The sequence below is a fragment of the Geodermatophilus sp. URMC 65 genome, from assembly GCF_053502545.1.
Window position 1 is genome coordinate 4323711 of the sequence record NZ_CP199954.1, and the last position, 25051, is coordinate 4348761.

A 25051-nucleotide genomic window follows, 5' to 3' on the forward strand; every position below is an offset into this window, starting at 1 on the left:
TCATCCCCGATGTCTGGAGTCCCCCCCGTCATGACCGACAACGCCAAGATCATCAACCAGCTCCGTGCCCTCGTCCTGCTGACCCAGACCGAGGAGCAGGTCGCCCGCACCCGCGTCTCGCAGGCTCGCACCGAGGCCGTGCGTCGTGAGCTGACCCAGAACGCCGACAACGCCGCCGAGCGGACCCGGGCCATCACCGACCAGCTGCGCGCCCTCGGTGGCGTGCCGGACGTCGTGACCCCGGCCGTGGGTCGTCTCTCCGCCGTCCTCAAGGCCGGCTTCGAGCAGGCCGAGCCGCTCGAGGAGGCCCTGCTGCAGGACCTGTCGCTGGAGCACCAGCTGCTCGACCGCGCCACCTACCTCAAGGTCCTCGCCGAGCAGGCCGAGCTGCCGAAGGTCCGTCAGCTCGCCGAGCGGCTGGTCACCGCGCACAAGGCCACCGTCGAGTGGCTGACCGTCGTCCTCGCCGAGGAGGCCATGGGCGGCCCGGCCGCGCTGCAGGCCACCGCGCTGCAGCGGGTCGCCGGCACCGCCGCCCGCGCCGCCAACGCCCCGGTCCGCTTCTGGGCCAACCGGGTCAACGAGGTCGTCGAGTCGGTGCACCAGCGCCGGGAGCAGGCCGGCGAGCGGCTGAACGAGGCGTCCGACAAGGCCTCGTCGTTCACCGACGCCGTCCGCGAGACGCTGACCGTCGGCCGCAGCGCCGCGCTGCGCCGGGCCGAGCGGATCGCCCGCCGCGAGGGCAACAAGGACGCCGCGAACGCCGCCAAGGCCGCCCGCGAGGAGCTCGGCGACGTCAGCGCCGACGAGCTGCCGATCAAGGGCTACGACTCGCTGTCGACCCAGGACGCCATCAAGGCGGTCAAGGAGCTCAAGAGCGCCCACGACGTCCGGGTGATCATCCGCTACGAGGAGACCCACAAGAACCGGACCAGCGTCGTCAACGCCACGCAGACGCAGCTGGCCGCGCTGGCCAAGGAGGCCGTGGGCGTCTCCGAGTGAGGCTGCACCACCCTTCGCGAGGGCCCGTTCCCACCCCGGGAGCGGGCCCTCGCGGCTGTCCGGGGCGGGCTGCACGTGCACGCCCGGGCGCGGTCGGTCGGGGGCTCGCGCAGTCGGGTGGATCACGGTCGCACCGCGTTTGACCTGCGGCGCACCCCGGGGATGGGATGCCGCATGAGCATCACACCGGACGCCCTCGAGCAGGAGTTCTCCCTGACGACGGCCGTCACCCGCCTGGACTTCCTGGCCCGGCGGGACAGCGGGGAGACCACGCTGAACACGGCGCAGGACGTCGACGCCGACGACTGGACCTCGTTCAGGTCGGCCGGCACCTCGCTCGACGTCCCCGAGTCACTGGAGCTGCTCGCGCTCGGCGAGGTCGTCGCGCGCAAGGCCCGCGACAGCCAGCTGACCGGCTTCCGCGCCGCGCTGCGCGGCGGCGCCTCCTGGGAGCAGATCGCCGCGGCGCTCGACGTCCGGCCCGAGGAGGCCTGGACCCGCTACCACCAGCTCATCGAGCGCCAGGAGCGCGCCCGCGTGCTCGACGCCGACGCGGCCGCGGCCGCCCGCGAGCTCGCGGGCACCCGCCCCCGCTGACGCCGGGCGACCGCGCCGCGCACGGGCCGGTTCCGCTCCGCGAGCCGATCCGCTGCACTTGCCCTGCCGACGTCGTCCGGGGCAGCTGCCACGGGGGCGCCGACGCGCGACAGCCCGAGCAACCGTCGAGGAGGAACGCGATGAGCCAGGCCACGGAGACCGGCGACGTCACCGGCACCAAGGACAAGGACTACAACATCATCTGGTTCACCGAGCAGTGCCTGAGCAACGCGCTGCGGCTGGAGACCTACATCCAGGACGCGGAACGGGACGGTGACAACGAGGTCGCCGAGCTGTTCCGCAAGGCGCAGAGCGACAGCCGCAAGGGCGCCGAGCAGGGCAAGGCGCTGCTGCGCTCCCGCATGAGCGGCTGAGTTCCGGCGATCGGGGCCGGTGCCGGACGACGTCCGGCCCCGGCCCCTCCGCGTGTCAGCGGGACCGGTGCCCCTACGAGGGCTCGATGTTCTGGTTCAGCCGGAACAGGTTGCCCGGGTCCCAGGCGCGCTTGACCTCGCGCAGCCGCGCGTAGTTGGCGCCGTAGTTCTCGGCGACCTTGGGTGCGTCGTCGGCCGAGGCGAAGTTGGTGTATCCCCCGGCCTGGGAGTGCGGCGCGATCGCGGCGTGGTAGTCGCGAACCCAGCGGATGTTGGCCTCGTTGTCGGCCGGGTCCGGCCACATGCCGGCGATCACCGCCGCGAAGTCCGCGTCCCGGTGCCCGAACGCGGTCGCGTCCGACGGCACGTCGTGCACCGCTCCGTTGATCGGGTAGATGTGCACCGTCGAGTTGACGACCGGCACGCGGGGGCCGTGCTCGGCGTGCGCGGCGATCGCCTCGTCGGTGAGCTCGGTGACGAACGCGGCCTTCCAGTAGTGCTGCAGGCCCGGTGGCACCAGCGGGTCGAAGGCGCTGTTGAGCGCCGGGTAGGGCATCGGCCCGACGTGCTCGGCGACCGGCATCGCTACCTCGCGCAGCCCGTCGATGATCCGCTCGCCCTCCTCGGCCGGCCCGGTGTAGCAGGACACCACCGCGGCGAACGGCTCGCCGACCCGGTCCGCCGGCACGAACGGCAGCGGCGGGGCGATCTGGAAGGCCGGGAAGCCGCCGTACTCGCGGGGCGCGTCGCGGATGAACTCACGGAAGAACGTCAGCACCGCGGGTGCGTCGGAGAGCTCGAAGAACATGGGCCCGCCGTAGACGGTCTCGACGGGGTGCAGCCGGTAGGTGAAGCGGGTGACGACGCCGAAGTTGCCGCCCCCACCGCGCAGCGCCCAGAACAGGTCGGCGTTCTCGTCCTCGTCAGCGGTCACCACGCGGCCGTCGGAGGTGACCACCTCGGCCGCGGTCAGGTTGTCGCAGGACAGGCCCGCGGCGCGGCACAGGTAGCCGATCCCGCCGCCGAGGCTCAGCCCGCCGATGCCGGTGGTCGAGATGATCCCGCCGGTCGTGGCCAGGCCCGAGGCGGCGGTCGCGTCGTTGAACCGACCCCACGTCGTCCCGCCGCCCGCGGACGCCGTCCTGGCGCCCGGGTCGACGTCCACCGCCTGCATCGCCGACAGGTCGACGACGACCGCGTCGTCCGCGGTGCCGAAGCCGGGCACGGAGTGCCCACCGCCGCGGACGGCGACCGTGCGACCGGTCTCCGCCGCGTACCGGACCGTGGCCACCACGTCGTCGGTGCCTGCGCACCTGACGATCAGGTGCGGCCGGGCCTCGATCATGGCGTTGTAGACGTGCCGCGCCTCCTCGTAGTCCGGGTCCTCGGGCCGGATCACCTGGCCCCGGACGCGGTCGGCGAGCGTGCCTGGCACCTGCGTGGTCATGGCCCCTCCAGCTGTCGTCCGGAACGGTGGACGACGCCGACGGGGGTGCGGCCTGGCCAGCAGCGCGCGGCCGCCGACCCGGGGACTGCGGGAGCTCGCTCCTGGCTCGGCGCAGCCCCCGTCGTCGCCGGCCGGGGCCGACCGTAGTGACGCCGCACCCGCGCGGACAGGGCCCATCGACCGTGCGCCGGTGAGGGCCGCAGCGCGGCCGGAGGCGGCCTCCTGCAGGGTCCCGCCGCGAGCTTGCGAGCGGTGGGGGGCAGGGGGTCCTTCTTCAGCGCTGCAGCAGCGCGAACGTGGCGACGGCGTGCGCGACCGCCTCGCCGTCCTGCTCGACGTCGGCCTCGCAGACGGTGAGGTGCTTCCCGCGGGTGCGGACCCGGCCGGTCACGACGAGCGCGCCGGGCTGCCCCGGCCGCAGGTAGGTGACGGTGAGCTGGCTGGTCGCCGGCACCTCGCCCTCCCCGGTGGTGGTGCGCACCGCCTGGCCCATCGCGGTGTCGACCAGCGTGGCCACCACACCCCCGTGCAGCGTCCCCGCCGGGTTCAGGTGCTCGTCGCGCACCTCGAAGGCGATCCGCGCGCCGCCGTCGTCGGCGTCCTCGACCTGCGCGCCGATCCGTCCTGCGAAGCCACCCGGGCTCGTCTGCTCGCTCATGCCGCCGCGCTACCCCCGCACGGAGCCGCCGACGCACCGGCCCGGCTCGTGTCGCGGCCCCCGGGGCCCTAGCGTCGGGGCCGTCCCGCCGGCGCGGCCGGCGCCGTCGGGAGGAGGACGCGTGAGTGCACCGCAGCAGGTCCTGGACCGGTGGGCCGACGGCGAGCGGTTGTTCGCCACCGCGCTGGGGCGGCTGACCGACGAGGAGCTCGACGCCGCCTCGCTGCTGCCCGGCTGGGACCGCCGGCACGTGGTGGCCCACGTCGCCCGCAACGCCGACGCGCTGGGCAACCTGCTGACCTGGGCGCGTACGGGCACCGAGACACCCATGTACCCCTCGCGGGAGGCCCGCGAGGCGGGCATCGCCGAGACCGCCGCGCTCGACGCAGCGCGGCTGCGCACGGAGCTGGTCGCCGCCACCGCCCGCTTCGTCGACGCCGTCCGCGGGCTGCCGGGGGAGGCCTGGTCGGCGCAGGTGCGCACCCTGCTCGGCCGCGAGGTGCCGGCCACCGAGGTGCCGTGGATGCGCTGCATCGAGGTGGTCGTGCACGCCGTCGACCTCGACGCCGGCGTGGGGTTCGCCGACGTCGAGGAGGGGCTGCAGGCCGCGATCTGCGAGGAGGTGCTCGCCTCGTGGGCGCGCCGCGGCGAGACGCCCGACATCGTCCTCTTCGCCGGCGACCGCGAGTGGGGCAGCGGTGCGGTCGCGGTCTCCGGGCCGCTGCCGGCGGTCACCGGCTGGCTCACCGGGCGCAGCCGTGGGGAGGAGCTCACCGCGGACGGCGACCTGCCCGCCCTGCCCCGTTGGATGTGAGAACCCCGCCCGTCCCGTCGTTCGTCTGTCCCGCCGTCGTGCGCCGAGTGTGGTCTCGGCGCGGTCGGAGACCACACCGAGCGCACAGCCACCGGATCCACGGTGGTGCCCGGGGCCGGCTGGGCCGCTGCCCGGAGCTCACCGGTACCTGAACCTCATGGTCTCGTACAGTTCGGTGTGTCCGGCGTCACGGGGGCGCCGGACACCCCTCCTCGGGGGCGGACCCGCGGTTGCGCGCCGCGCTCGCCCGGGTACCGGGCACGGGCCCGCCCGCCCCCGAGCCTCCGGAGTGGTCCGTGGACCCGACCGACCCGCCCGTGCCCGAAATGCAGACCATGCCACTGGGCCTCTACGACGTGGTGCAGTTCGCCATCCTCGGCGCGGGCTTCGCGCTGCTCGCCTACTTCCTCTACTCCCTCGTCAGTCGGGACGAGGTCTCCGCCCGGTACCGGCCCTCGTCCTACGCCGCCCTCTGCCTGGCAGCGGTGGCGACGGTCGCCTACGCGCTGCTGTACCAGGACTGGGACAGCGGCTTCCGGCTCGAGGACGGCGTGTACGTGCCGACCGAGGAGGCGCGGACGACGGAGAGCACCCGCTACATCGACTGGTCGATCACGGTGCCCCTGCTGACCGTCGAGCTGCTGGCCGTCTGCTCCCTCGCCGGGTCTGCCGCCCGCCGGCTGCGCTCCAGCACCATGGCCGCGGCGTTCCTCATGATCGCCACCGGCTACCTCGGTGCACAGGTCCTCGACCAGGGCCGCGACCGGACCGCGCTGGTCGTGTGGGGCCTGATCAGCACCGCCTTCTTCGGCTACCTCTACGTCGCGCTCATCGGTGCGGTGCGCCGGTCACTGCCGACGATGGGCCCCGAGGCGGCCGTGAGCCTCCGGAACGCGACGATCGTGCTGCTCAGCAGCTTCGGCGTCTACCCGCTGGTCTACGCGGTCCCGGTCTTCGCCGACGTCACCCCCGCCTGGTTCACCGCCATGCAGGTCGGCTACTCCGCGGCCGACGTCGTGGCCAAGATCGGTTTCGGCGTCCTCGTGCACAAGGTCGCCAAGCTGCGCACCGCCGAGGACGTCGCGGCCGGGGTCGACACGCACCCCGAACCGGTGTGGTCGAGCAACGTGCACAAGAGCGACGGCGTGCTCCCCGAGGTCGGGCGGGTCGCCCCGGGGGTGCTCGACCGGCTCGGCGCCGCCTCGGGCGGGCAGGTCCTCCGCCGGACCGACGCGGTTCCCGGCGCTGCCGGCCGCCGCCGCGGGGACACGTGACGGGCCCCGTCCTCCTCACCGTGGAAGGACCCCGCCCTCCCCACCCTTCGCAGGCTCGGGGCGGTGCCCAGGACGGGGCCGCGGCGAGCCTCTGGAGGGGGCCTGCCCTGGACGGGGTGCTCCTTCAGGGCAGCCGGGCCAGCAGCGCCCGGGCGAACGCCTCGGCCGCCGGGTCGACCGGACCGCCCGCCGCCGCGGCCCGCAGCCAGCCGGCCAGCGGTTCGGCCAGCGCGGGGGAGAGCGCCGCGATCCACGCCCCGGTCCCCGCCCGCGCCTCGGCCACGTGCTCGGTGCCGCCGTCGGGGGAGTGCGCGACCACCTCGGGCCGGGTGGCCAGCAGCCCGCCGACCCGCCAGTCGCCGGGTGTCGTCCGGGCGGCGAGCGCCTCCAGCCGGTCGGCCGCCGTCCGCAGCAGGACGGCCCCGTCGAGAGGCTCGCCGCGAGCCTGCGAGTGGCGGGGGACAGGGGGTCCGTCCATCAGGCCGGCTCGCGGCGCATGGGCACGTGCGGGATGCCGTCCTCGACGTAGCCCGGGCCGCTGCGCACGAAGCCGAACCGGGCGTACCAGCCCTCCAGGTGCGCCTGCGCGCCGAGGGTGATCGGCGCGCCCTCGCACAGCGCGATCCCGGCCTCGACCAGTCGCGCCGCCAGCCCCTCGCCGCGGTGCGCGGCCGCGGTCGCCACCCGGCCGATCGCGCGGGTGTCGCCGTCGTCGAGCACGCGGATGGTCGCGGCGATCCGGCCGTCGTCGTCGGCGAACCACAGGTGCACCGTGGCGGGCTCGACGTCCCGGCCGTCCAGCTCCGGGTACGGGCACTGCTGCTCGACCACGAAGACGTCGACCCGCAGCCGGCACAGGCCGTAGACCTCGGCACCGGTCAGCTCGGCGAAGCGGGCTGTGCGCATGCGGAGCGGTGCAGCAGTCACGAGGTGAGTTGTAGCCGATCGGGCAGACCTGCCCGCTGCCGCCCGTGGTACACCTTCTGCTGAGGTTTGGCTTGCCTATCTTCTGGAGCTCCTACGTGACCAGGCTCGTGCGGACCACCGCGACCGCCCTCTCCGCCCTCACCGTCGCCGGGGCGCTCGCCGGCTGCGGGGGAGGGGACGCGGGGGCAGCCGAGACGCTGACGGTCTACAGCGCCCAGCACGAGAGCCTGGTCCGCACGATGCTCGAGGGCTTCACCGACGAGACCGGCATCGCGCTGGAGTTCCGCGACGCCAACGACGCCGAGCTGGCCAACCAGATCGTGCAGGAGGGCGAGGCCAGCCCGGCCGACGTCTTCCTCACCGAGAACAGCCCGTCGATCGACGTCCTCGACCGCGAGGGCCTGCTCGCCCCGCTGGACCAGGCGACGCTGGACCAGGTCGGCGCGCAGTACCGGCCCGCGTCGGGCAACTGGACCGGCTTCGCCGCCCGCTCGACCGTGCTGGTCTACAACCCCGCGCAGCTGCCCCAGGACCAGCTGCCGGCGTCGATCCTCGACCTGGCCGACCCCGTGTGGCAGGGCCGGATCGGCATCGCCGCGGGCGGGGCGGACTTCCAGGCGATCGTGGCCGGGGTCCTGGCGCTGCGCGGCGAGGAGGCGACCCGGGCCTGGCTGGAGGGGCTGGAGCGCAACGCGAACGTCTACCCGAGCAACTCCGCGGTGATGGTCGCCGCCGACGAGGGCGAGATCGACGCCGGGGTCATGTACCACTACTACTGGTACCGCGACCAGGCCGAGAACGCGCTCAAGGGCGACGACGCCGAGCTGCACTTCTTCCGCAACGGCGACCCCGGCGCCTTCCTCAGCGTCTCCGGCGCCGGCGTCCTGGCCTCGTCCGACCAGCCCGGGCAGGCCCAGCAGCTGGTCGCCTACCTGACCAGCCCCGAGGCGCAGCAGCGGCTTTCCGAGAGCAGCGCGCTCGAGTACGCCGTCGGCAACGGCGTCCCCTCGGCCGAGGTGCTGCCGCCGCTCGAGGAGCTGCAGGCGCCGGAGGTGGACCCGGGGTCGCTGGACCAGCAGCGGGTCACCGAGCTGATGCAGGACGTGGGGCTGCTCTGAGCGCTCCCGCGTCGCCGGTCGCCGCGCCCGGGACGACGGCCCGGCCGGCCGTCCCGGGGCGGTCGCGCACGCGCGCCCCGCTGACCCTGCTGCTCGCCGCGGCGGTCGCGGTGCTCGCGCTGGTGCCCCTGGCCTTCGTCGTCGCGGGGGTGGTCGAGGTCGGCTGGGCCGGCGTGCGGGAGCTGGTGTTCCGCCCGCGGGTGGCCGAGCTGCTGGGCAACACCGCGCGGCTGGTCGTCGGCACGGTGCTGCTGTGCGCCGTCCTCGGGGTCGGCGCGGCCTGGCTGGTGGAGCGCTCGGCGCTGCCGGGACGGCGGCTGTGGCACGTGCTGCTGGTCGCGCCGCTGGCCGTGCCGGCGTTCGTGAACAGCTACGCCTGGATCTCGCTGCTGCCGGGGCTGGACACCTACGGCGGGGCGCTGCTGGTCGTGACGCTGTCGTACTTCCCGTTCGTCTACCTGCCGGTGGTCGCCGCCTTCCGCGGCCTGGACCCGGCCCTGGAGGACACCGCCCGCGGCCTGGGCCTCTCCGGCCCCGCTGTGTTCCGGCGGGTGCAGCTGCCGCAGCTGCGGGTGGCCCTGCTCGGCGGCAGCCTGCTCGTCGCGCTGCACGTGCTCGCCGAGTTCGGCGCGCTGCAGATGCTGCGGTACCCGACCTTCACCACCGCCATCTACGACCAGTACCGCGCCACCTTCAACGGGCCCGGCGCGACCGCGCTGGCCGGCGTCCTGCTGCTGCTCTGCCTGGGCCTGCTGCTCGCCGAGCTGCGGCTGCGGGGCGTGCGGGGTTACGCCCGCACCGGAGCCGGGGTCGCACGCACCGGGCGGCCGGTCCGGCTCGGGGCCCTCGCCGTCCCGGCGCTGCTGGGCCTGGGCGGGCTGGTCGCCCTGTCGCTGGCCGTGCCGCTGGGCAGCCTGGCGCTGTGGATGGTGCGCGGCTCGTCGACCGCGCTGGACCGGTCCGCGCTGCTGGAGACCACGGGGACGACGCTCGGGCTGGCCGCGGTCGCCGCCGTCGTCACCACCGCGATGGCGCTGCCCACCGGCTGGCTCGCCGTCCGGGCCCGGGGCCGGGTGGCCACCCTGCTGGAGCGCAGCACCTACCTGGGCAGTTCAGTACCGGCGATCGTCATCGCGCTGGCGCTCGTGACCGTCTCCCTCGAGGTCACGCCGTGGGCCTACCAGACCGTGCCGGTGCTGCTGGCCGCCTACGCGATCCTGTTCCTGCCCCGCGCGATCGTCACCGTGCGCGCCGCCGTCGAGCAGGCACCGCCGCTCTACGACGACGTCGCCGCCTCGCTGGGCTCCTCGGCGGCCGACCGGCTGCGCCGTGTCACGCTGCCGCTGCTCGCCCCCGGCCTCGGCGCCGGCGCGGCGCTGGTGTTCCTGGCCGTGGTCACCGAGCTGACCGCCACGCTGCTGCTCGCGCCGATCGGCACCACCACGCTGGCCAGCGCCTTCTGGTCGGCCAGCAGCGCGCTGGAGTACGGCGCGGCCGCCCCCTACGCCGTGGTCATGGTGCTGCTGTCGGCGCCGGCCACCGTGCTGCTCTCCCGCGACGCCCGGCGGGGGCTGACGACGTGAGCCCCCGCCCCCCGACCCCACGAGGACCGCTGCCATGAGCTCCCTGACCGTCACCGGCGTGACGAAGTCCTACGGCGCGACGCCCGTGCTCACCGGCGTGGACCTGCACGTGCCCGAGGGCGGCTTCACCGCGCTGCTCGGACCCTCCGGCTGCGGCAAGACGACGCTGCTGCGGCTGGTCGCCGGCTTCGACGACCCCGACCGCGGCACCGTCGACATCGGCGGCCGCACGGTGGCCGGCGCGGGCCGCAGCGTGCCCGCGCGGCGCCGGCACGTCGGCTTCGTGCCGCAGGAGGGCGGGCTGTTCCCGCACCTGTCGGTCGCCGGCAACGTCGCCTTCGGCCTGCCCCGCCGCCAGCGCCGGGACGCCGGCCGCGTGGCGGCGCTGCTCGAGCTCGTCGGCCTCGACGCCGCCCTCGCCGAGCGCTCACCGCACCAGCTCTCCGGCGGTCAGCAGCAGCGCGTGGCGCTGGCCCGCGCGCTGGCACCCGCGCCGTCCCTGGTGCTGCTCGACGAGCCGTTCTCCTCTTTGGACGCGTCACTGCGCGAGGAGACCCGGCAGGCGGTCGCCGACGCGCTGACCGCGGCCGGCGCGACCGCCGTGCTGGTCACGCACGACCAGGCCGAGGCGCTGTCGATGGCCGACCAGGTGGCCGTGCTGCGCGGCGGGGCGCTGGTGCAGCTGGCCGACCCCCGCACCCTCTACCGCAGCCCGCAGGACCTCGACGTCGCCACCTTCGTGGGCGAGTCGGTGGTGCTCGACGCCGACGTCCGCGCCGGCCGGGCGCACTCGGCCCTCGGCGTGCTCGACCTCGACCGGACCTGCCCCGACGGCCCGGTGCGGGTCCTGCTGCGCCCGGAGCAGCTGCGCCTCGGACCGGCGGCCGGGGCCGGGCCGCGCGCCCGCGTGCGCGGCGTCGACTTCTTCGGCCACGACGCGCGGGTGCGCCTCGAGCTGCCGTCCGGGGTCGCGTTCAGCGCCCGGCTGGAGGGCTGGGACCTGCCGGCGGCGGGGGACGACGTGACGGTCGGCGTCCTCGGCGCGGCGCTGCCGTTCCCGGGGGACGACGCCCGCATACCGGCCTGAGTGTCCGCCGTGGGTTAGGTGTGCCTAAGCTCACCTGCGTGGACCTCTTCCTCTTCACGGTGGACCCCTCCTGGGGCGCCGACGTGGTCGCCGCCGGCGCGGCAGGGATCGTCGTGGACTGGGAGCGGCGCGGGAAACACCGCCGTCAGCTCGGCGAGGGCACCCAGATCAACAGCGACACCCCCGCCGACCTCAGCCGGGTGCGGGCGGCCACCGACGGCCGGCTGCTCTGCCGCATCAACGGCTTCGGGCCGTGGACGCCGGCCGAGGTGGACGACGCCGTCGCGCGCGGCGCCGACGAGCTGCTGCTGCCGATGGTGCGCACGGCCGAGGAGGTCGACCGGACCCTCGACCTGGTCGCCGGCCGCTGCGGACTGGGCATCCTGGTCGAGACGCAGGACGGCGTGGCGCGGGCGGCCGAGCTGGCCCGCCGGCCGCTGTCGCGGCTCTACGTCGGCCTCAACGACCTGCGCATCGACCGCGGCGCACAGGGGCTGTTCACGCCGCTGGTCGACGGCACCGTGGACGCCGTCCGTTCGGTGGTACCGGGTGTGTTCGGCGTCGGCGGGCTCACCCTGCCCGAGGGCGGCGCCCCGGTGCCGGCCTGGCTGCTGGCCGCCGAGCTGGTCCGGCTGGGCGCGGACTTCACCTTCCTGCGGCGCTCGTTCACCGCCGACATGGCCGGGCGCGACCCCTTCGTCGAGGTGCCGCGGCTGCTCGCCGTCCTCACCGGGCTGGCCACGGCCACCGCGGCCGAGGTGGCCGAGCGCCGGGCCGCCTTCGTCGCCGCCGTGACCGGGGTGCCCGCGGTCCAGCCGGCGTGAGGGCCCTGGTCACCGGCGCCGGCGGCTTCGTCGGCCGGCACCTGGTCGCCCGGCTGCGCGGCGACGGGTGGCACGTCGTCCCGCTGACCCGCGCCTCCGTCGACCTGACCGATGCGGTCGCTGCCGCCGCCGCTGTGCGGGCGGCCGACCCCGACGTCGTCTTCTCGCTGGCCGCGGCACGACGCAAGGCGACCCCGTCGGAGCGCACCGACACCGTCGCGGTCAACACCAGCCCCTGGCTGGTCGACGCGCTGCCCGACCGGTGCCGGGCGGTGGTCCGGCTGGGCTCGTCGACCGAGTACGCCGCCGCGCCGGTACCGCTGGCCGAGGACGCCGCGCTGCACCCGCGCGGGTTCTTCGGCGCCACCAAGGCGGCCGGCTCGCTGCTGCTGCAGGCCGCCGCCGCCGAGCGCGGGGTGCGGTCGGCGGTGCTGCGCGCGTTCCAGGTGTACGGGCCCGGCGACCACCCGACCCGGCTGGTGCCGGTCGTGCTGGACGCCGCGCGCACGGGCGGGGAGGTCCCGCTGCCGGCACGGGTGAGCCGGCGGGACTGGGTGTGGGTCGGTGACGTGGTGGACGCGTGCGTGCGGGCCGCCCTCGCCGACGACCTGCCGCCGGGGCAGGTGCTCAACATCGGCACCGGCGTGCAGACGTCCACCGAGGAGCTGGTGTCTCTCGCGTCGCGGGTGACCGGGCGGCCGATCGCCGTCGCGGCCGGCGCGCACCCCGGCCGGGACTGGGACACCGACTGCTGGGTCAGCGACCCGTCGCTGGCGGCGTCCTTGCTGGGCTGGCGGGCCTCCGTCGACCTGGCCCAGGGGCTGGCCCGCACCTGGGCCGCGCTGTCGTGACCCGCGTCGCCGTCGTCGTCCCGGTGTACCGGAACGCGGCGACGCTGGAGGCGCTGGTCGCCCGGCTGGGGACGGCGCTGGCCGGCCGGGACTGGCGGCTGCGGCTGGTGGTCGACGCGTGCCCTCTCGGCAGTGCGGAGGTCGCGCTGCGTCTCGCTGCCACCGATCCGCTGGTCGCCGTCACCGGGCTGACCGTGAACGGCGGGCAGCACGCCGCGCTGCGGCAGGGCCTGGCCGACGAGCCGGACGCCGACGTGTGGGTGTGCATGGACGCCGACCTGCAGGACCCGCCGGAGGCCGTACCGCTGCTGCTCGACCGGTTGGCCGGCGGTGACGTCGAGGCGGTGTTCGCCGGACGGCGCGGGGCCTACGAGTCGTGGCTGCGGCGGGTGACCGGCGGGCTGCACCGCCGGGTGGCCGCGCGGCTGACCGGCCTGCCGCCGGACGCCGGCGCCTTCCTCGCGCTCGGTCCTGCCGTGCGGTCCGCCGTGCTCGCCGCCCCCGCCTCGCCCAGCGTGGTGCTCGCCGTGGGAGTGGCCCGCCGCCCCGTCACCAGCGTGCCGGTGGCGCGGCACGTGCGGCCGGAGGGCCGCTCCGCATGGACGGCGCGAGCCCGGCTGGGGCAGTCGGTGCGCTCGCTGTGGTGGGCCCTGCGTCGGCGGTGGTCCGGTCGGGCGCCGGCAGCGCTTCGTGCACTCATCGTTCTCCAGCGCGCCGACTTGCCGCGATGAGTGCACGAAGCGCTGCCTGGAGGTCGGGGCGGTGAGTGCTCACGCTGCCGAACACGGGCCAGGAACGGGCACCGGCGTCAGGCGTGGGCCGTGTCAGTGCGTGGCCCACTCCTGACGTGGTCCGCGGTGGACGGCGGCGTAGACCTGGTCGCGCAGCTCGTTGGCGCGCTGGTCGGTCAAGGTCCCCGACAGGGGGCGCAGCACCAGCCGCAGCAGCACGTTGACCTGGTCCTGGCGCAGCCCGAGTCGCCGGCGAGCGACATCGGGGAGGTCGGCGTAGCCGGTACTGGACAGGACGGTCACCGCCTCGAGGTCGTCGACCGCCGGTCCGAGGGCGGCGCGGACGGCGTCCCCGAGCAGCTCGGCGTCGACCGGGGTGTCGGTGACGATGGACAGGTCCCGGCGTACTACCGGCTGCGACGACACCGGTCGCCACGGGCGCAGGTCGAGCAGCTGTGCGGCGATGCGCGGCTCGGTCGAGCGCAGTACACGGATGTCCGGGATGCCCTTGCGGGCCATGAGCGCCCGGTCCAGCCCCATGCCCAGCGCCAGGCCGGTGCAGCGGTCGGGGTCGAGACCGGCGCCGGCGAGCACGTGCTCAGCGGCCAGTCCGCACTCGGCCAGCTCCACCCACCCCGAGGCGGTGGCCACGTCGACCTGCAGGCCGCCCGTGGTGTAGGGGTGCCGGGCGGGGGACGTGCGCCGGCGTGCCCCGGGCAGCACGGCGCCGACGACCAGCTCGACCATCTGCTGGAGGTCGTCGGCGTCCAGCCGCCGGTCCGCGGACCCGGTCGCGGTGATGCGCCACAGGTCCACCTGGTGGGGCGTGCCCACGTGCAGCCGGTCGATGCTGTCCCGGCGGTAGCACACGCCGGGGAGCGCCAGGAGCACGTCGGCCTCGCCCTCGACCGCGTGGGTGCCGGCGAGCGCGCGGAGCGCGGGCGGGACCCCGGCGGTGGTGTGGCTGCGCAGCATCACCGTCTCGGCCGCGTAGCGGCTGTACCGGGCGTCCCGGGTGACGTCGGCAGCCGCGTAGCCGAGGCGGTCGTAGTTGTCCTCCACGCTCACCAGCGGCCGGCGCCGCTGCACGTCGAGGACGCAGTGCCAGGCGTCGGTCAGGGCGGCCAGCACGTCGTCCAGCAGCAACTGCATCGCGTGCGGACCGCCGCCGGGATCGGACAGGTCGCGCAGCTCGAGCGCGACCTCGAGGTCGTGGGGAGACAGCAGGGTGGTCATGGCAGGCCCCTGTCGGGTCGTCGGCGAGTGGTGGGGGTCACCCCCGGCCGACGGCTCCGGGAACGGGCTACCGGCAGACCTCGGCACCCGCCCGGCTGCTCGGCAGCCGGGGGCGGGCGAAGGAGGTTCCGCGCTCGGGCACGGGTCGACGGTAGCGCCGGAGAGCGACACCGCCCACGGGATGTCGGCGCCAACGGGGGCCGGCCGACGTCGGAGCTGGACGGGCTCAGCGCTGCCAGACCTGCACCAGCAGGTTCGTCTTCGAGGCGTCGAACGCGTACTCGTCGACCACCCGCAGCCCCGCGTCCAGCAGGATCCTGTCGTCGTCGGTCGAGACCGCCTCGCCGCGGACCACCCGGCGGACCAGCCACACCCGGTCCGCGGTCGCCGGGGCGTCGTCCGGCGGCAGCACGACGTCGGGCCGCAGCTGCGGAGCCGTCGTCCGCACGTAGTGGTCCAGGCCGGTCGCCGAGCGCTGGTCCGCGGCGACGATCGGCTCGCCGGCGCGGTGCCGCTCCGCCAGCAGCGCCACCACGTCGTCCGCCCGCTCCCGCGGCTCGCGCGCGGCCAGCGGCGAGGACGCCACCAGCGAGCACGCCACCAGCAGCCCGGCGACCGGCGCCCGAGCGGTCCGCGGCAGCGTCAGCGCGCCCACCGCCGCCAGCACACCGAGCCCCAGCAACCCGGCCAGCAGGTAGCGCGGCAGGTACACCGGCCGGACCTGCTCGGCCAGCAGCAGCAGTCCCAGCGGCACGAGCACCCAGCAGGTGCCGACCACCCGCGCGCCGACGCCGCGCAGCGCGCCCAGCACCGCCAGCCCCACGGTCAGGCACACCAGCGGCCGCAGCCCGCCGGCCCACGCCACGACGGCGAGGTCGGCCAGCGTCCCCTCGGTGTCGCGCAGGTGCTCGGCGTTGCGCGCACCGGTCCCGTTGAGCAGGTTCACCCCGACCAGCCCGACGGCGGGCAGCGCCGCCGCAGCACCGGTGAGCACCACCGGCCACGCCCGACGTCCGCGCAGCAGCAGCGCCGCGACGACGAGGGCCGCGAGCACCGTGACCGCGTACCAGTGCGCCAGCCCCATCCCCGCGCCGGCCAGCCCGAACTGCAGCAGCCCCCGCGGCGCTCCCTGCAGCCAGCGCACCAGCCCCAGCAGCGCCCCGCCGGTCGCCAGCACCGCCAGCCCGTACGGGCGGGCCTCCACCGCCTGCTCGAGCAGCAGCGGGCTCGCCGCCAGCACGACCCCGGCCAGCACCCCGGCCGCGCGCGAGGTCAACCGGGTCACCGCCCGCGTGACCAGGGCCAGCCCGCCGGCGGTCGCCAGCAGCGACAGCACCCGCAGCGACGTGTCGCCACCGATCCCCGGCAGCAGCACCCACGTGTGCACGACGAAGTACCAGGGCGCGTTGTAGGACGGCGGGACGTCGGCCAGGTAGCTCGTCGTCCCGCGTCCCTCGACGATCGCCGCGAGGATCTCGGCGTACGACCGGCGGCCCACCTCGGCGGTGAACAGCTCGTCGAACCACAGACCGTGCCCCGGCAGCAGCAGCACCGTGCCCAGCAGGAGGACGACCAGCGGTGGCAGCAGCTCGAGCACCGACCAGCGGGCGGGCGGCGACGGCACGCGGACCGGCTGCGGCGGTGCGGACACCCGGTCCGCCGTCGTGCTCACGCCCAGCAGGTTAGGCGACCCTTCCTCGGCGGCCGGACGTGTCGTCGGCGCGCCGTAGCGTCCGGGCCGACGCAGGGACGGGAGAGCAGGGGAGGGGAGAGGTGGCAGCAGGTCCGGGGCCGAGCCCGCCGCCGTCGTCGGAGACGGTCGCCCGGCGGTTCCGTCGGCAGCCGCGCCGCGACACCGCCCACGAACTCGCTGTCCGTCGCCGACTGCACGCCCGCGGGGTCCGCTACCGAGTCGACGTCCGCCCGTGCGCCGGCACCCGGGCGCGCGGGGACATCGTCTGGAAGGGACGGCGGCTGGTCGTCTTCCTCGACGGCTGCTTTTGGCACGCCTGCCCGACCTGCGGCCACCTCCCGCAGGCGAACCGGGAGTGGTGGGCCGCCAAGCTGGCCGGCAACGTCGCCCGCGACCGGCGGGCCGACGCGGTGCTGCGCGCCGAGGGGTGGCGGGTGCTCCGCTTCTGGGAGCACGAGGACCCCGACGCGGTCGCCGACGCGATCTGCCGGGCGCTCGGCCACCCGTCGGACGAGGAGTGAGTCAGGCCGGCGGCTCGTCCTGCCGGTTGTGAGCCCTCTTCCAGAGGGGGACGGCGATCCACCACCAGGCGAGGAACACGGCGATGGCCACCGCGGTGATCCACGCCAGCGTCAGGTCGAAGACCGCGTCGGTCACCAGCAACACCGCGCCGACGATCGCGACGGCCAGCACGGTCAGCCCGAGGAACGCCGACCGGTTGCTGCGCCGCAGCAGCGCCTCCTTGTCGTGCTGGCGGAACAGCACCCGGTGCTGTGCTGCGGGCGCGATGAGCAGCCCGGTCGCCACCGCGGCGGCCAGCAGGGTCACGAAGTACACGTCCCGCTGGAAGTCGGTGAACGGGGTGCCCGGCTGCTGGAAGGGCACGATCAGCAGGAAGGCGAAGAGGAACTGCACCCCCGGCAGCGCCACCCGCAGCTCGTTGAGCAGTTCCATCAGCTCGCGGTCGATCCGCTCCTTGCGGCTCTCTCCGGGCTCACCCTGCGGGTCGTCGCGCCGCTGAGCCGGTCGCGCGTCCGTCACCGTGCTCACCACCCATCCGTTCACCTGGGCTCGGGATGGTGCCACGCGGCGAGGCGGGGTACCTGCACTTCGTACGCCGAGTACCCCGGGAGGACGACGTGTCGATGTGGACGCCCATGGAGCCGAATCTCGGCCGGGGGGACGACGGCATCCCCGCGGCCGACCCCGGTGCGGGCGCTCCGCCGCCCGCCGACGGCTTCGGCGTCGGGGGCGAGGAGCCCGACCGGCCGGAGGACGCCGGCACCCGGGACGCCGACGCGCACGGGAGGACCGGGGACCGGCCGGACGACGACCCGCCGTTCCGCACCCCGGACCCCGGCGAGGTCGGACGGAGCTGAGACACGACGAGGCCCGGTGGACCGATCCGGTCCACCGGGCCTCGTGCGTGCGCGGTCAGCCCGTGACGGCTGCCATGGCGCGGTCCACCAGGTGGTAGTGCCCCACGGCCCACAAGACGACGCCGGCCGCGATCAGGCCGCCGATGGTCACCGCCGCCGAGCTCACCGGGTGCTGCTTGGCGTGCGCCCAGGTGTCGCGGGCCTTGCGGCAGAACGCCACGAAGAACCGCCGGGCCCACTCGAACTCCGTCGACCACACCCACAGGCCGATGAGGATCGGCGGGATGGTGAGCGGCCCGGGCAGCACGGTGAGCGCCAGGCCGAGCAGGACGAACAGCAACCCGGCGAAGAACACCGCGACCCGGTAGGCGGTGGCCAGTCCGGGCTTGCTCCGGACGCGGTCCCGCCACGAACCGGGCTCGACCGGGCGCGGCTGGCCCAGCCCGTCCGTGCAGTCGGGACAGCGGGTCGCGCCGCCGCGCGCGTGCGTCTGGTCGCGGGCGTCGAGGGTGCGGGTCACCAGGACTCCTGGTCGCGCTCGGGGATGCTGCTGAGTGCGGTCAGCGCGTGGCGATCCCGCGCGCGACCTCGCTGGGCCGCTGCTGCTCACCGGCGTAGGAGCTGACCACCACGAGGGCACCGGTCAGGGCCGGGATCACCCACTGCAGCTGGTCGAGCTTGGCCTGCGCGGCGGCGACCTCGGCCTTGGCCCGCTTGCTGGGCTTGGTGCCCGAGCGGGAGGGCGTGGCCCCGGCGTCGGAGACGACCCTGCCCAGCGCGCGGCTGTAGGCGGTCACGCCCAGCGCTGCCGCGGTCAACGCCGTCTTGAGCGCGCTCATCCCGCCCACGCCCTCCTGGTTGGCCACGCGCTGCCGGTTGGCCCGTAGCTGGCCGACGCTGCCGATCAGGTGCGCGCCGATGGCCGCCGCGTTGACCGGCGTCCACCGGTCCCAGCCGGCGTTGGCGACCCGGCCGGTGTCCGAGGCGCCGCCGGCCTCGCCGGCCGCGGCGTTGAGCGCGACGGCGTTGGCGAGCGTGCCGCCGAACCAGGCGGAGAGTCCGAGGTCGTGCAGCGAACGGGACAGGGTGTTACGCGCCATTGCTGAGCTCCTCCTGGGATGTCTGTGGGTGGAGTCGCTCTACCCCGTCTCCGAGATCCACACTCGATCGCGCGTGATCGTTCTCAGCTGCCGTAGCGCAGCGCCGCCCGCCGCCGCGCCTTGGCCGCCTCCTCCTCGCGGTCCTTGGGCGGCGCGGCGGTGACCAGCGCGGCGAGCAGCCGGGCGGAGGCCTCGGCGACCTCCGCGACGGCGCGGTCGAAGACCTCGGCGTTGGCCTGCGAGGGCCGCGCCGTCCCGCTGATCTTGCGCACGTACTGCAGCGCGGCGGCGTGCACCTCGTCGTCGGTGACGGGCGGCTCGAAGTTGGCCAGCGGCCGGATGTTGCGGCACATACCGGCAGCGTAGGAGCGCCCGCCGACGGTCCGGGGGTCCTCAGGCGCCGAAGCCGGCCCGGTCGACCCTGCGGTGGTAGCGGGTGCCCAGCCCACCGCCGAGCAGCGCGCCCACCAGCGACGCGCCCGCGGCGGCGGCGAGCGCGACCAGCCCGGCCGTGGTCGCGGTGCCCTCCCCGACCGGGATGCGCGGCAGCTGCAGCCGGGCGAGCACGTTGTACTCGCTGCCCAGGAGGGTGGCGGCACCGGAGACCAGCAGGACGACGACCAGGCCGACCAGCCAGACGGCCAGGCCCTGCCGCATCCCGGTGAAGCGGGCCATCCGCCCGGCCACGTACCCGCCGGCGAGGTGGGACAGGAACAGGACGACGAGCAGCGCCACCGCCCCGCCGAGGCCCACCTCCCCGGACGACGCCCCCTCAGTCAGACCCAGCGCGACGTCGGCCGCCGACACCAGCGCGAGCAGCAGCACGGCCAGACCGGTCGCCGACAACCAGCCGAAGAAGGCCGCTCCCCACTTGACGCCGCCGAACTCCGACTGCTGGACGGCCACGGCCTCCCGGGAGGCGGCCTCCCGAGCCGTCCCGTCGGCTCCCGGCAGGGGGTGGTCGGTGCGCGCCAAGGGGGCCTCCTGGGGAAGATCGGAGCCGGCCGTGCCCGCGGAGTGCCCGGTGCGGGCCAGGGGAAACGACACGCCGGAGAGGGGAGATCGGTGGTCGTGCTGCTGGTGGACACCGCGAACGTGGTCGGCTCCCGGCCCGACGGCTGGTGGCGCGACCGCGCCGGCGCGACCTCCCGGCTGCTGCAGCGACTGGCCCCGCTGGCCGGCCGCGAGCTGCCCGCGCCCGGTGGTGGCACGGTCGTCTGCGACGAGGTGGTCGCCGTCGTCGAGGGCGCCGCGCGGGGCGTCGACGCCCCGGACGGCGTGACCCTGGTGCGGGCCGAGGCGAGCGGCGACGACGCCCTGGCCGGGTGCGCCGCCCGGCTGGCCGCGGAGGGGCGGGAGCAGCTGGTCGTCACCGCCGACCGCGGCCTGCGCGCCCGGCTGCCCGACGGCGTCCCGGTCACCGGCCCCGGCTGGCTGCACGACGTCCTACCCGCGTGACCCGGGGAGGGCCGACGGTCGACTCCCTCGCGTGGGCCTGGGGAGGGCCGACGGCGGACTCCGTCGCATGACCCGGAGGGGCGGTGGGTAGAGCCACTCCACCGACGCGCACGGGACCCGTCCCCGCGCCCATCCCCCTCCCGAGCCCGAGGAGCCGCATGCCGCCGCCCGCCGCGCCGTCCCGCCCCCTGACCGCCCTCGTCACCGGCGCCTCGAGCGGGATCGGCCGAGCCACCGTGCACACCCTCGCCGCCCGGGGCGCCCGGCTGGTGCTCGTCGCCCGGGGCCGCGAGGCGCTGGAGGAGACCGCGGCCGAGGCCCGCGGGAAGGGCGCTGCCGACGTCCTGGTCTGCCCGGCCGACGTCAGCGACGCCGACGCGGTGCAGCGGGCGGTCGAGACCGCCGTCGAGCGGCTCGGCCGCCTGGACGCCGTCGTCCACTCGGCGCAGACCATGGCCTACGGCCGGATCGAGGACGTGCCCCGCGCGGCCTTCGAGGCCGTCGTCGACACCTCCCTGCACGGCACCGCGAACCTCGCGCGCAGCGCGCTGCCGGTGTTCCGCCGCCAGGGCGCCGGTCACCTGGTCGTCGTCAGCTCGCTGCTGGCCTCGGTGACCGCGCCGCTCATGGGCACCTACGCGGCGGCCAAGTGGGGGCAGCTGGGTCTGGTCCGCACGCTGCAGCAGGAGACCCGGGACGCACCCGGCGTGCACGTCTCCGCCGTCGCCCCCGGCGGGGTGAACACCCCGATCTACTACCAGGGCGCGACGTGGGCCGGCAGCACCGGCCGCCCGCCGCCCCCGGTGTACTCGCCGGAGCGGGTGGCGCGCGCGGTGGTGGCCCGGCTGGACCGGCCGCGGCGGCTGGTGCAGTCCGGCTTCGCCAACCCGGTCGTCATCGCCGGGTTCCGGCTGCTGCCGGCGGTCTACGACGCGCTGGTCGGGCCGCTGTTCCAGGTGTTCGCCCTGGCCGGGGACGGCGCACCGCCCACCGAGGGCAACGTGTTCGCCCCGCGGCAGGAGCGCAACGCCAAGGACGGCCGCTGGCACGGCCTCTGAGGCGCGGAGCGGTCACCAGGTCACCACCGCTCGCGCCGGTCGGCCAGGCCCTCCTCGAACGCGGCGACGACGCCCGCGGCGACGTCGCGGAGCTTGACGTTGCGCCGCTGCGAGGCGATCCGCAGCAGGTCGAAGGCCTGCTCGGCCGTGACCCGCTCCTGCGCCATGAGCAGGCCGACCGCCTGACCGATGGTGGCCCGGGTGTCCAGGCCGCTGAGCAGGGACTCGGCGCGGTGGTCGCTGTCGGCGATCCGCAGCGCCACCGCGAGCGCGCCGGTGGCCTGCCCCGCCCAGCGGTACGCGGTCGCCTCGTCGTCGGCACCGAACACCCGCGGCTCGGTGGCGTAGAGGTTCAGCGCACCGCGGCTGCGCCCCTCGACCACCAGGGGCAGTGACAGCGACGACCGGACGCCGAGCTCCGCGGCCTGCGCCGGATAGGGCGTCCAGCGTTCCTCGGCGGCCATGTCGTCCACGCGGACGACGGTGCCGGTGCGCATCGACTCCAGGCACGGGCCGGTGTCCTGCCGGTACTGCTGCTGGTCGGCCCGCTGGGCCATCGACCCGGTGCTCGCCACGGTCACCCCGGTGGCGTCGCGGGCCAGGGTCAGCCCGCAGGCCTCCGCGCGCGGGACCTGCCGGACGGCCAGGCGCACCAGGTCGCCCAGGAAGGACCGCAGGTCACCTCCCGCCGCCAGCAGCGCGAGCAGCTCGCCGTCGTCCGACCGCGTGTCCCCTCCCGGCGTCACTGCTGCCCCTCCGTGTCGCGCCCGATCCGGTGGTGCCCTGCTGGAATCATCCCGCACGCCGGCGGAGGCGGCAGCCCCCGGGGTCGGGTGTGTCGTGAACAGCGTGTTGCCGCCGTCGCGGCCCGTTGACCTGGGCCGGACGCCGGACCACGCTGGCCCTCCCCGCCTCCGGCGGGCCGACTCCCGGAGGCGCCCGTGACCGCCGATCCCAGCGCCCGCCCCACCCCGCCGAGGTCCGCGCACGCGGGCGTGGAGGCCGAGCGGGTCGAGGCCGGCTACCTCGAGAGACGCCGGCTGCGCACCGGGACGGCGGGCTGGCTGCTGCTGGCCGGTCTCGGCGTCTCGGCCGTCATCTCCGGCGACTACGCCGGCTGGAACTTCGGCCTGGCCGAGGGCGGCTTCGGCGGGCTGCTGATCGCCGTCGTCCTCATGGCGGTCATGTACACCGCGATGGTGTTCGGCCTGGCCGAGCTCGGCTCCGCGCTGCCGACCGCCGGTGGCGGCTACACCTTCGCCCGCCGCGCCCTGGGCCCGTGGGGCGGGTACGCCACCGGCGTCGCCGTGCTCATCGAGTACGCGATCGCGCCGGCCGCCATCGCCACCTTCATCGGCGCCTACGTCGAGTCGCTCGGGCTGTTCGGCATCACCGACGGCTGGTGGGTCTACCTCGCCGTCTACGCGCTGTTCGTCGGCATCCACCTGCTGGGCGTCGGTGAGGCGCTGAAGGCGATGTTCGCCGTCACCGTCGTCGCGCTGGCCGGGCTGGTGGTGTTCCTGGCCGGCGCGATCCCGCGGTTCGACGGCGCGCTGCTGCTCGACATCGCACCCACCGACGCCGCCGGCGCCTCGGCGTTCCTGCCGTACGGGCTGATCGGCATCTGGGCGGCCTTCCCGTTCGCCATCTGGTTCTTCCTCGCCGTGGAGAGCGTGCCGCTGGCCGCCGAGGAGGCCCGTGACCCGGCGCGGTCCATGCCGCGGGGGATCGTCGCGGCGATGGCGGTCCTCGTCGTCCTCGCCGTCCTCATGCTGGTGTTCACCCCGGGCGCGGCCGGGTCGGCGGCGATCGCCGGCTCGGGCAACCCGCCGGTCGACGCGCTGGCCGGTGCCGGCGCACCCGAGGGCCTGACCACGGTGGTCAACTACGCGGGCCTCTTCGGGCTGGTCGCCAGCTTCTTCTCGATCATCTACGCGTACTCGCGGCAGACCTTCGCGCTCTCCCGCGCCGGCTACCTGCCGCGGGCCCTGTCGGTGACCAACGCGCGCAAGGCGCCGATGCTGGCCCTGCTGGTCCCCGGGGCCATCGGCTTCGTGCTGTCGCTGACCGGTCAGGGCGCGATGCTGCTCAACATGGCGGTCTTCGGTGCGACGGTGTCCTACGTGCTGATGATGATCAGCCACATCGTGCTGCGCCGCCGCGAGCCGGACCTGCCGCGCCCCTACCGGACGCCGGGCGGGACGGCGACCACCGGGGTGGCGCTGGTGCTCGCCGCCGCCGCGGTCGTGGCGACCTTCCTCGTCGACGTCACCGCCGCGCTGTGGACCCTCGCCGCTTACGGCGCGTTCCTCGCGTACTTCGCCCTCTACAGCCGGCACCACCTGGTGGCCTCGGCGCCCGAGGAGGAGTTCGAGCTGCTGGCCGACGCGGAGGAGGACGTGCGATGAGACGCGTGGGCACCGTCGGCGGGCACACCTACGAGTTCCCGACGCTGGTGGAGCTGATGGCGAAGGCGACACCGGCCCGCTCCGGCGACGTCCTCGCCGGCTGCGCCGCGGAGTCGGCCGCCGAGCGGGTCGCCGCGCAGACGGTGCTCGCCGACCTCCCGCTGGCCACCTTCCTCGACGAGCAGGTGGTCGGCTACGACGAGGACGACGTCACCCGGCTGGTCCTCGACACCCACGACCCGGTCGCCTTCGCGCCGGTCGCGTCGCTCACCGTGGGGGAGTTCCGCGACCGGCTGCTGGCCTGGGCCGCCGCGGGGGACGAGGCGTCGATCAGCGACCTGGCCCCCGGGCTGACCCCGGAGATGGTCGCGGCCACGTCGAAGCTGATGCGCAACGCCGACCTGGTCGCCGTCGGCCGGCGCACCCGGGTGGTCACCGGGCTGCGCAGCACCCTGGGCCTGCCCGGCCGGCTGGCCTCCCGGCTGCAGCCCAACCACCCGACCGACGACCCGCTGGGCGTGACGGCGTCCATCGTCGACGGGCTGCTGCAGGGCTGCGGGGACGCCGTCATCGGCATCAACCCGGCCACCGACTCCCCGGCCCGCACGGTCGCGCTCCTGGAGCTGGTGGACGAGGTGATCGGCCGCTACGGCATCCCCACCCAGTCCTGCGTGCTCGCGCACGTGACCACCACGCTGCGGGCCCTCGAGCAGGGCGCGCCGGTCGACCTGGTGTTCCAGTCGGTCGCCGGCACCCAGCCGGCCAACCGCGGCTTCGGCGTCACCCTCGACCTGCTCGCCGAGGCCCGCGCCGGGGCGCTGGCGCTGGGCCGCGGCACGGTGGGCTCGAACGTCACCTACTTCGAGACCGGGCAGGGCTCGGCGCTGTCGGCCGACGCGCACCACGGCATCGGCGGCCGGCCGGTCGACCAGCAGACGCTGGAGGCCCGCGCCTACGCCGTCGCGCGGCACTTCCACCCGCTGATCGTCAACACCGTCGTCGGGTTCATCGGCCCGGAGTACCTCTACGACGGCAAGCAGGTGCTGCGCGCCGGGCTGGAGGACCACTTCTGCGGCAAGCTGCTCGGTCTGCCGATGGGCGTGGACGTCTGCTACACGAACCACGCCGAGGTCGACGAGGACGACATGGACTCGCTGATGCTCCTGCTCGGGGCGGCCGGCTGCACCTTCCTCATCGCCGTGCCGGGGATGGACGACGTGATGCTGCACTACCAGTCGCTGGCCTTCTCCGACGTGCTCACCACCCGCTCGGTGCTCGGGCTGCGGCCGGCGCCGGAGTTCGAGGCGTGGCTGGCCCGCATGGACCTGCTCGACGACGCCGGTCGGGTGCGCGAGCTGGCCGCGGACGCGCCCGCCGCGCGGGCCCTCCTCGCGGCGGCGTCGTCGTGACCGAGCTCGCGAGGTCATGCAGA

At 75.5% G+C, this 25051-nt stretch carries 29 protein-coding genes; 17 read left to right on the plus strand and 12 right to left on the minus strand.

Translation table 11 applies throughout. The features are described from left to right. The first annotated feature begins 30 nt into the window (after nucleotides 1–30). From ACWIX7_RS20940 to ACWIX7_RS20950, 3 genes are all read left to right on the plus strand, one after another. Nucleotides 31–1002 carry a ferritin-like domain-containing protein gene (locus ACWIX7_RS20940; protein WP_448618334.1) on the plus strand — a complete coding sequence of 324 codons (972 nt, stop codon included), beginning with the start codon at nucleotides 31–33 and terminating at the stop codon, nucleotides 1000–1002. A gap of 174 nt (nucleotides 1003–1176) precedes the next feature. Beyond that, nucleotides 1177–1599 (plus strand): hypothetical protein, encoded by a 423-nt coding sequence (locus tag ACWIX7_RS20945; protein ID WP_448618335.1) that lies wholly within the window; start codon nucleotides 1177–1179, stop codon nucleotides 1597–1599. A gap of 140 nt (nucleotides 1600–1739) precedes the next feature. Further along, the gene (locus ACWIX7_RS20950; protein ID WP_448618336.1) at nucleotides 1740–1973 is read left to right on the plus strand and encodes a hypothetical protein; all 234 of its coding nucleotides are present in this window, start codon (nucleotides 1740–1742) and stop codon (nucleotides 1971–1973) included. A 73-nt stretch (nucleotides 1974–2046) separates the two neighbouring features. Here the strand turns inward: ACWIX7_RS20950 and ACWIX7_RS20955 are convergent, their stop codons facing one another. Continuing rightward, nucleotides 2047–3420 (minus strand): FAD-binding oxidoreductase, encoded by a 1374-nt coding sequence (locus ACWIX7_RS20955; RefSeq protein WP_448618337.1) that lies wholly within the window; start codon nucleotides 3418–3420, stop codon nucleotides 2047–2049. Between the two features lie 274 nt (nucleotides 3421–3694). Next, nucleotides 3695–4078 carry a PaaI family thioesterase gene (locus ACWIX7_RS20960; RefSeq protein WP_448618338.1) on the minus strand — a complete coding sequence of 128 codons (384 nt, stop codon included), beginning with the start codon at nucleotides 4076–4078 and terminating at the stop codon, nucleotides 3695–3697. 121 nt (nucleotides 4079–4199) lie between these two features. Between ACWIX7_RS20960 and ACWIX7_RS20965 the strand changes: the two genes are divergently transcribed. Continuing rightward, nucleotides 4200–4892, plus strand: coding sequence for a maleylpyruvate isomerase family mycothiol-dependent enzyme (locus ACWIX7_RS20965; RefSeq protein ID WP_448618339.1), 693 nt, complete (start codon nucleotides 4200–4202; stop codon nucleotides 4890–4892). 296 nt (nucleotides 4893–5188) lie between these two features. Continuing rightward, complete coding sequence (locus ACWIX7_RS20970; protein WP_448618340.1) at nucleotides 5189–6166, plus strand: bacteriorhodopsin; 978 nt, start codon at nucleotides 5189–5191, stop codon at nucleotides 6164–6166. Nucleotides 6167–6290: 124 nt separating this feature from the next. On the opposite strand, the gene ACWIX7_RS20975 is transcribed toward ACWIX7_RS20970, so the two are convergent. Together ACWIX7_RS20975 and ACWIX7_RS20980 are read right to left on the minus strand one after the other, a co-directional pair. After that, on the minus strand, nucleotides 6291–6644 hold the full coding sequence (locus tag ACWIX7_RS20975) for a hypothetical protein (protein WP_448618341.1): 354 nt from the start codon (nucleotides 6642–6644) through the stop codon (nucleotides 6291–6293). Further along, nucleotides 6644–7093 carry a GNAT family N-acetyltransferase gene (locus ACWIX7_RS20980; protein WP_448618342.1) on the minus strand — a complete coding sequence of 150 codons (450 nt, stop codon included), beginning with the start codon at nucleotides 7091–7093 and terminating at the stop codon, nucleotides 6644–6646. The genes ACWIX7_RS20975 and ACWIX7_RS20980 overlap by 1 nt, the downstream gene beginning before the upstream one ends. A 95-nt stretch (nucleotides 7094–7188) precedes the next feature. Here ACWIX7_RS20980 and ACWIX7_RS20985 point away from each other — a divergent pair, with 95 nt between their 5' ends. The 6 genes from ACWIX7_RS20985 (at nucleotide 7189) to ACWIX7_RS21010 (ending at nucleotide 13287) form a co-directional block, all read left to right on the plus strand. Continuing rightward, nucleotides 7189–8211 carry an iron ABC transporter substrate-binding protein gene (locus tag ACWIX7_RS20985; protein ID WP_448618343.1) on the plus strand — a complete coding sequence of 341 codons (1023 nt, stop codon included), beginning with the start codon at nucleotides 7189–7191 and terminating at the stop codon, nucleotides 8209–8211. 110 nt (nucleotides 8212–8321) lie between these two features. Then, nucleotides 8322–9794 (plus strand): ABC transporter permease, encoded by a 1473-nt coding sequence (locus ACWIX7_RS20990; RefSeq protein ID WP_448618344.1) that lies wholly within the window; start codon nucleotides 8322–8324, stop codon nucleotides 9792–9794. Between the two features lie 34 nt (nucleotides 9795–9828). Continuing rightward, nucleotides 9829–10881, plus strand: a complete 1053-nt coding sequence (locus ACWIX7_RS20995; protein ID WP_448618345.1) for an ABC transporter ATP-binding protein — start codon at nucleotides 9829–9831, stop codon at nucleotides 10879–10881. A 38-nt stretch (nucleotides 10882–10919) separates the two neighbouring features. After that, nucleotides 10920–11705 carry an aldolase/citrate lyase family protein gene (locus ACWIX7_RS21000; RefSeq protein WP_448618346.1) on the plus strand — a complete coding sequence of 262 codons (786 nt, stop codon included), beginning with the start codon at nucleotides 10920–10922 and terminating at the stop codon, nucleotides 11703–11705. Further along, nucleotides 11702–12556: an NAD-dependent epimerase/dehydratase family protein gene (locus ACWIX7_RS21005; RefSeq protein ID WP_448618347.1), complete on the plus strand. Its 855-nt coding sequence runs from the start codon at nucleotides 11702–11704 to the stop codon at nucleotides 12554–12556. Before ACWIX7_RS21000 ends, ACWIX7_RS21005 begins: the two co-directional genes overlap by 4 nt. Next, entirely contained in the window at nucleotides 12553–13287 is a 735-nt protein-coding gene (locus ACWIX7_RS21010) for a glycosyltransferase (protein ID WP_448618348.1), read from the plus strand. Before ACWIX7_RS21005 ends, ACWIX7_RS21010 begins: the two co-directional genes overlap by 4 nt. A gap of 93 nt (nucleotides 13288–13380) precedes the next feature. Here ACWIX7_RS21010 and srmL read toward each other — a convergent pair whose 3' ends face one another. Both srmL and ACWIX7_RS21020 read right to left on the minus strand, forming a co-directional pair. Then, on the minus strand, nucleotides 13381–14523 hold the full coding sequence (srmL, locus tag ACWIX7_RS21015; RefSeq protein WP_448618349.1) for a PheS-related mystery ligase SrmL: 1143 nt from the start codon (nucleotides 14521–14523) through the stop codon (nucleotides 13381–13383). 226 nt (nucleotides 14524–14749) lie between these two features. Next, on the minus strand, nucleotides 14750–16195 hold the full coding sequence (locus ACWIX7_RS21020; protein WP_448618350.1) for a hypothetical protein: 1446 nt from the start codon (nucleotides 16193–16195) through the stop codon (nucleotides 14750–14752). A gap of 101 nt (nucleotides 16196–16296) precedes the next feature. Here ACWIX7_RS21020 and ACWIX7_RS21025 point away from each other — a divergent pair, with 101 nt between their 5' ends. Then, nucleotides 16297–16737 carry a very short patch repair endonuclease gene (locus ACWIX7_RS21025; protein ID WP_448618351.1) on the plus strand — a complete coding sequence of 147 codons (441 nt, stop codon included), beginning with the start codon at nucleotides 16297–16299 and terminating at the stop codon, nucleotides 16735–16737. 1 nt (nucleotide 16738) lies between these two features. On the opposite strand, the gene ACWIX7_RS21030 is transcribed toward ACWIX7_RS21025, so the two are convergent. Continuing rightward, nucleotides 16739–17266 carry a DUF6328 family protein gene (locus ACWIX7_RS21030; protein WP_448618352.1) on the minus strand — a complete coding sequence of 176 codons (528 nt, stop codon included), beginning with the start codon at nucleotides 17264–17266 and terminating at the stop codon, nucleotides 16739–16741. Between the two features lie 107 nt (nucleotides 17267–17373). On the opposite strand from ACWIX7_RS21030, the gene ACWIX7_RS21035 reads away from it, so the two are divergent. Continuing rightward, a complete protein-coding gene (locus ACWIX7_RS21035) occupies nucleotides 17374–17595 on the plus strand; it encodes a hypothetical protein (protein WP_448618353.1) in 222 nt (73 codons plus the stop codon). Nucleotides 17596–17650: 55 nt separating this feature from the next. On the opposite strand, the gene ACWIX7_RS21040 is transcribed toward ACWIX7_RS21035, so the two are convergent. From ACWIX7_RS21040 to ACWIX7_RS21055, 4 genes are all read right to left on the minus strand, one after another. Next, on the minus strand, nucleotides 17651–18115 hold the full coding sequence (locus ACWIX7_RS21040; RefSeq protein ID WP_448618354.1) for a PGPGW domain-containing protein: 465 nt from the start codon (nucleotides 18113–18115) through the stop codon (nucleotides 17651–17653). 40 nt (nucleotides 18116–18155) lie between these two features. Further along, nucleotides 18156–18695 (minus strand): hypothetical protein, encoded by a 540-nt coding sequence (locus ACWIX7_RS21045; protein ID WP_448618355.1) that lies wholly within the window; start codon nucleotides 18693–18695, stop codon nucleotides 18156–18158. An 83-nt stretch (nucleotides 18696–18778) separates the two neighbouring features. Continuing rightward, the gene (locus ACWIX7_RS21050; protein ID WP_448618356.1) at nucleotides 18779–19048 is read right to left on the minus strand and encodes a DUF2277 domain-containing protein; all 270 of its coding nucleotides are present in this window, start codon (nucleotides 19046–19048) and stop codon (nucleotides 18779–18781) included. 40 nt (nucleotides 19049–19088) lie between these two features. Then, entirely contained in the window at nucleotides 19089–19670 is a 582-nt protein-coding gene (locus ACWIX7_RS21055) for a hypothetical protein (protein WP_448618357.1), read from the minus strand. A 90-nt stretch (nucleotides 19671–19760) separates the two neighbouring features. On the opposite strand from ACWIX7_RS21055, the gene ACWIX7_RS21060 reads away from it, so the two are divergent. Next, nucleotides 19761–20153, plus strand: coding sequence for a hypothetical protein (locus tag ACWIX7_RS21060; protein ID WP_448618358.1), 393 nt, complete (start codon nucleotides 19761–19763; stop codon nucleotides 20151–20153). A gap of 158 nt (nucleotides 20154–20311) precedes the next feature. Next, a complete protein-coding gene (locus ACWIX7_RS21065) occupies nucleotides 20312–21211 on the plus strand; it encodes an SDR family NAD(P)-dependent oxidoreductase (protein ID WP_448618359.1) in 900 nt (299 codons plus the stop codon). A 20-nt stretch (nucleotides 21212–21231) separates the two neighbouring features. On the opposite strand, the gene ACWIX7_RS21070 is transcribed toward ACWIX7_RS21065, so the two are convergent. After that, the gene (locus tag ACWIX7_RS21070) at nucleotides 21232–21957 is read right to left on the minus strand and encodes a GAF and ANTAR domain-containing protein (RefSeq protein WP_448618360.1); all 726 of its coding nucleotides are present in this window, start codon (nucleotides 21955–21957) and stop codon (nucleotides 21232–21234) included. Nucleotides 21958–22152: 195 nt separating this feature from the next. Here ACWIX7_RS21070 and eat point away from each other — a divergent pair, with 195 nt between their 5' ends. Both eat and ACWIX7_RS21080 read left to right on the plus strand, forming a co-directional pair. Further along, entirely contained in the window at nucleotides 22153–23619 is a 1467-nt protein-coding gene (gene eat, locus ACWIX7_RS21075; RefSeq protein WP_448618361.1) for an ethanolamine permease, read from the plus strand. Continuing rightward, nucleotides 23616–25028 carry an ethanolamine ammonia-lyase subunit EutB gene (locus tag ACWIX7_RS21080; protein WP_448618362.1) on the plus strand — a complete coding sequence of 471 codons (1413 nt, stop codon included), beginning with the start codon at nucleotides 23616–23618 and terminating at the stop codon, nucleotides 25026–25028. The genes eat and ACWIX7_RS21080 overlap by 4 nt, the downstream gene beginning before the upstream one ends. The last annotated feature ends 23 nt before the right edge of the window (nucleotides 25029–25051 follow it).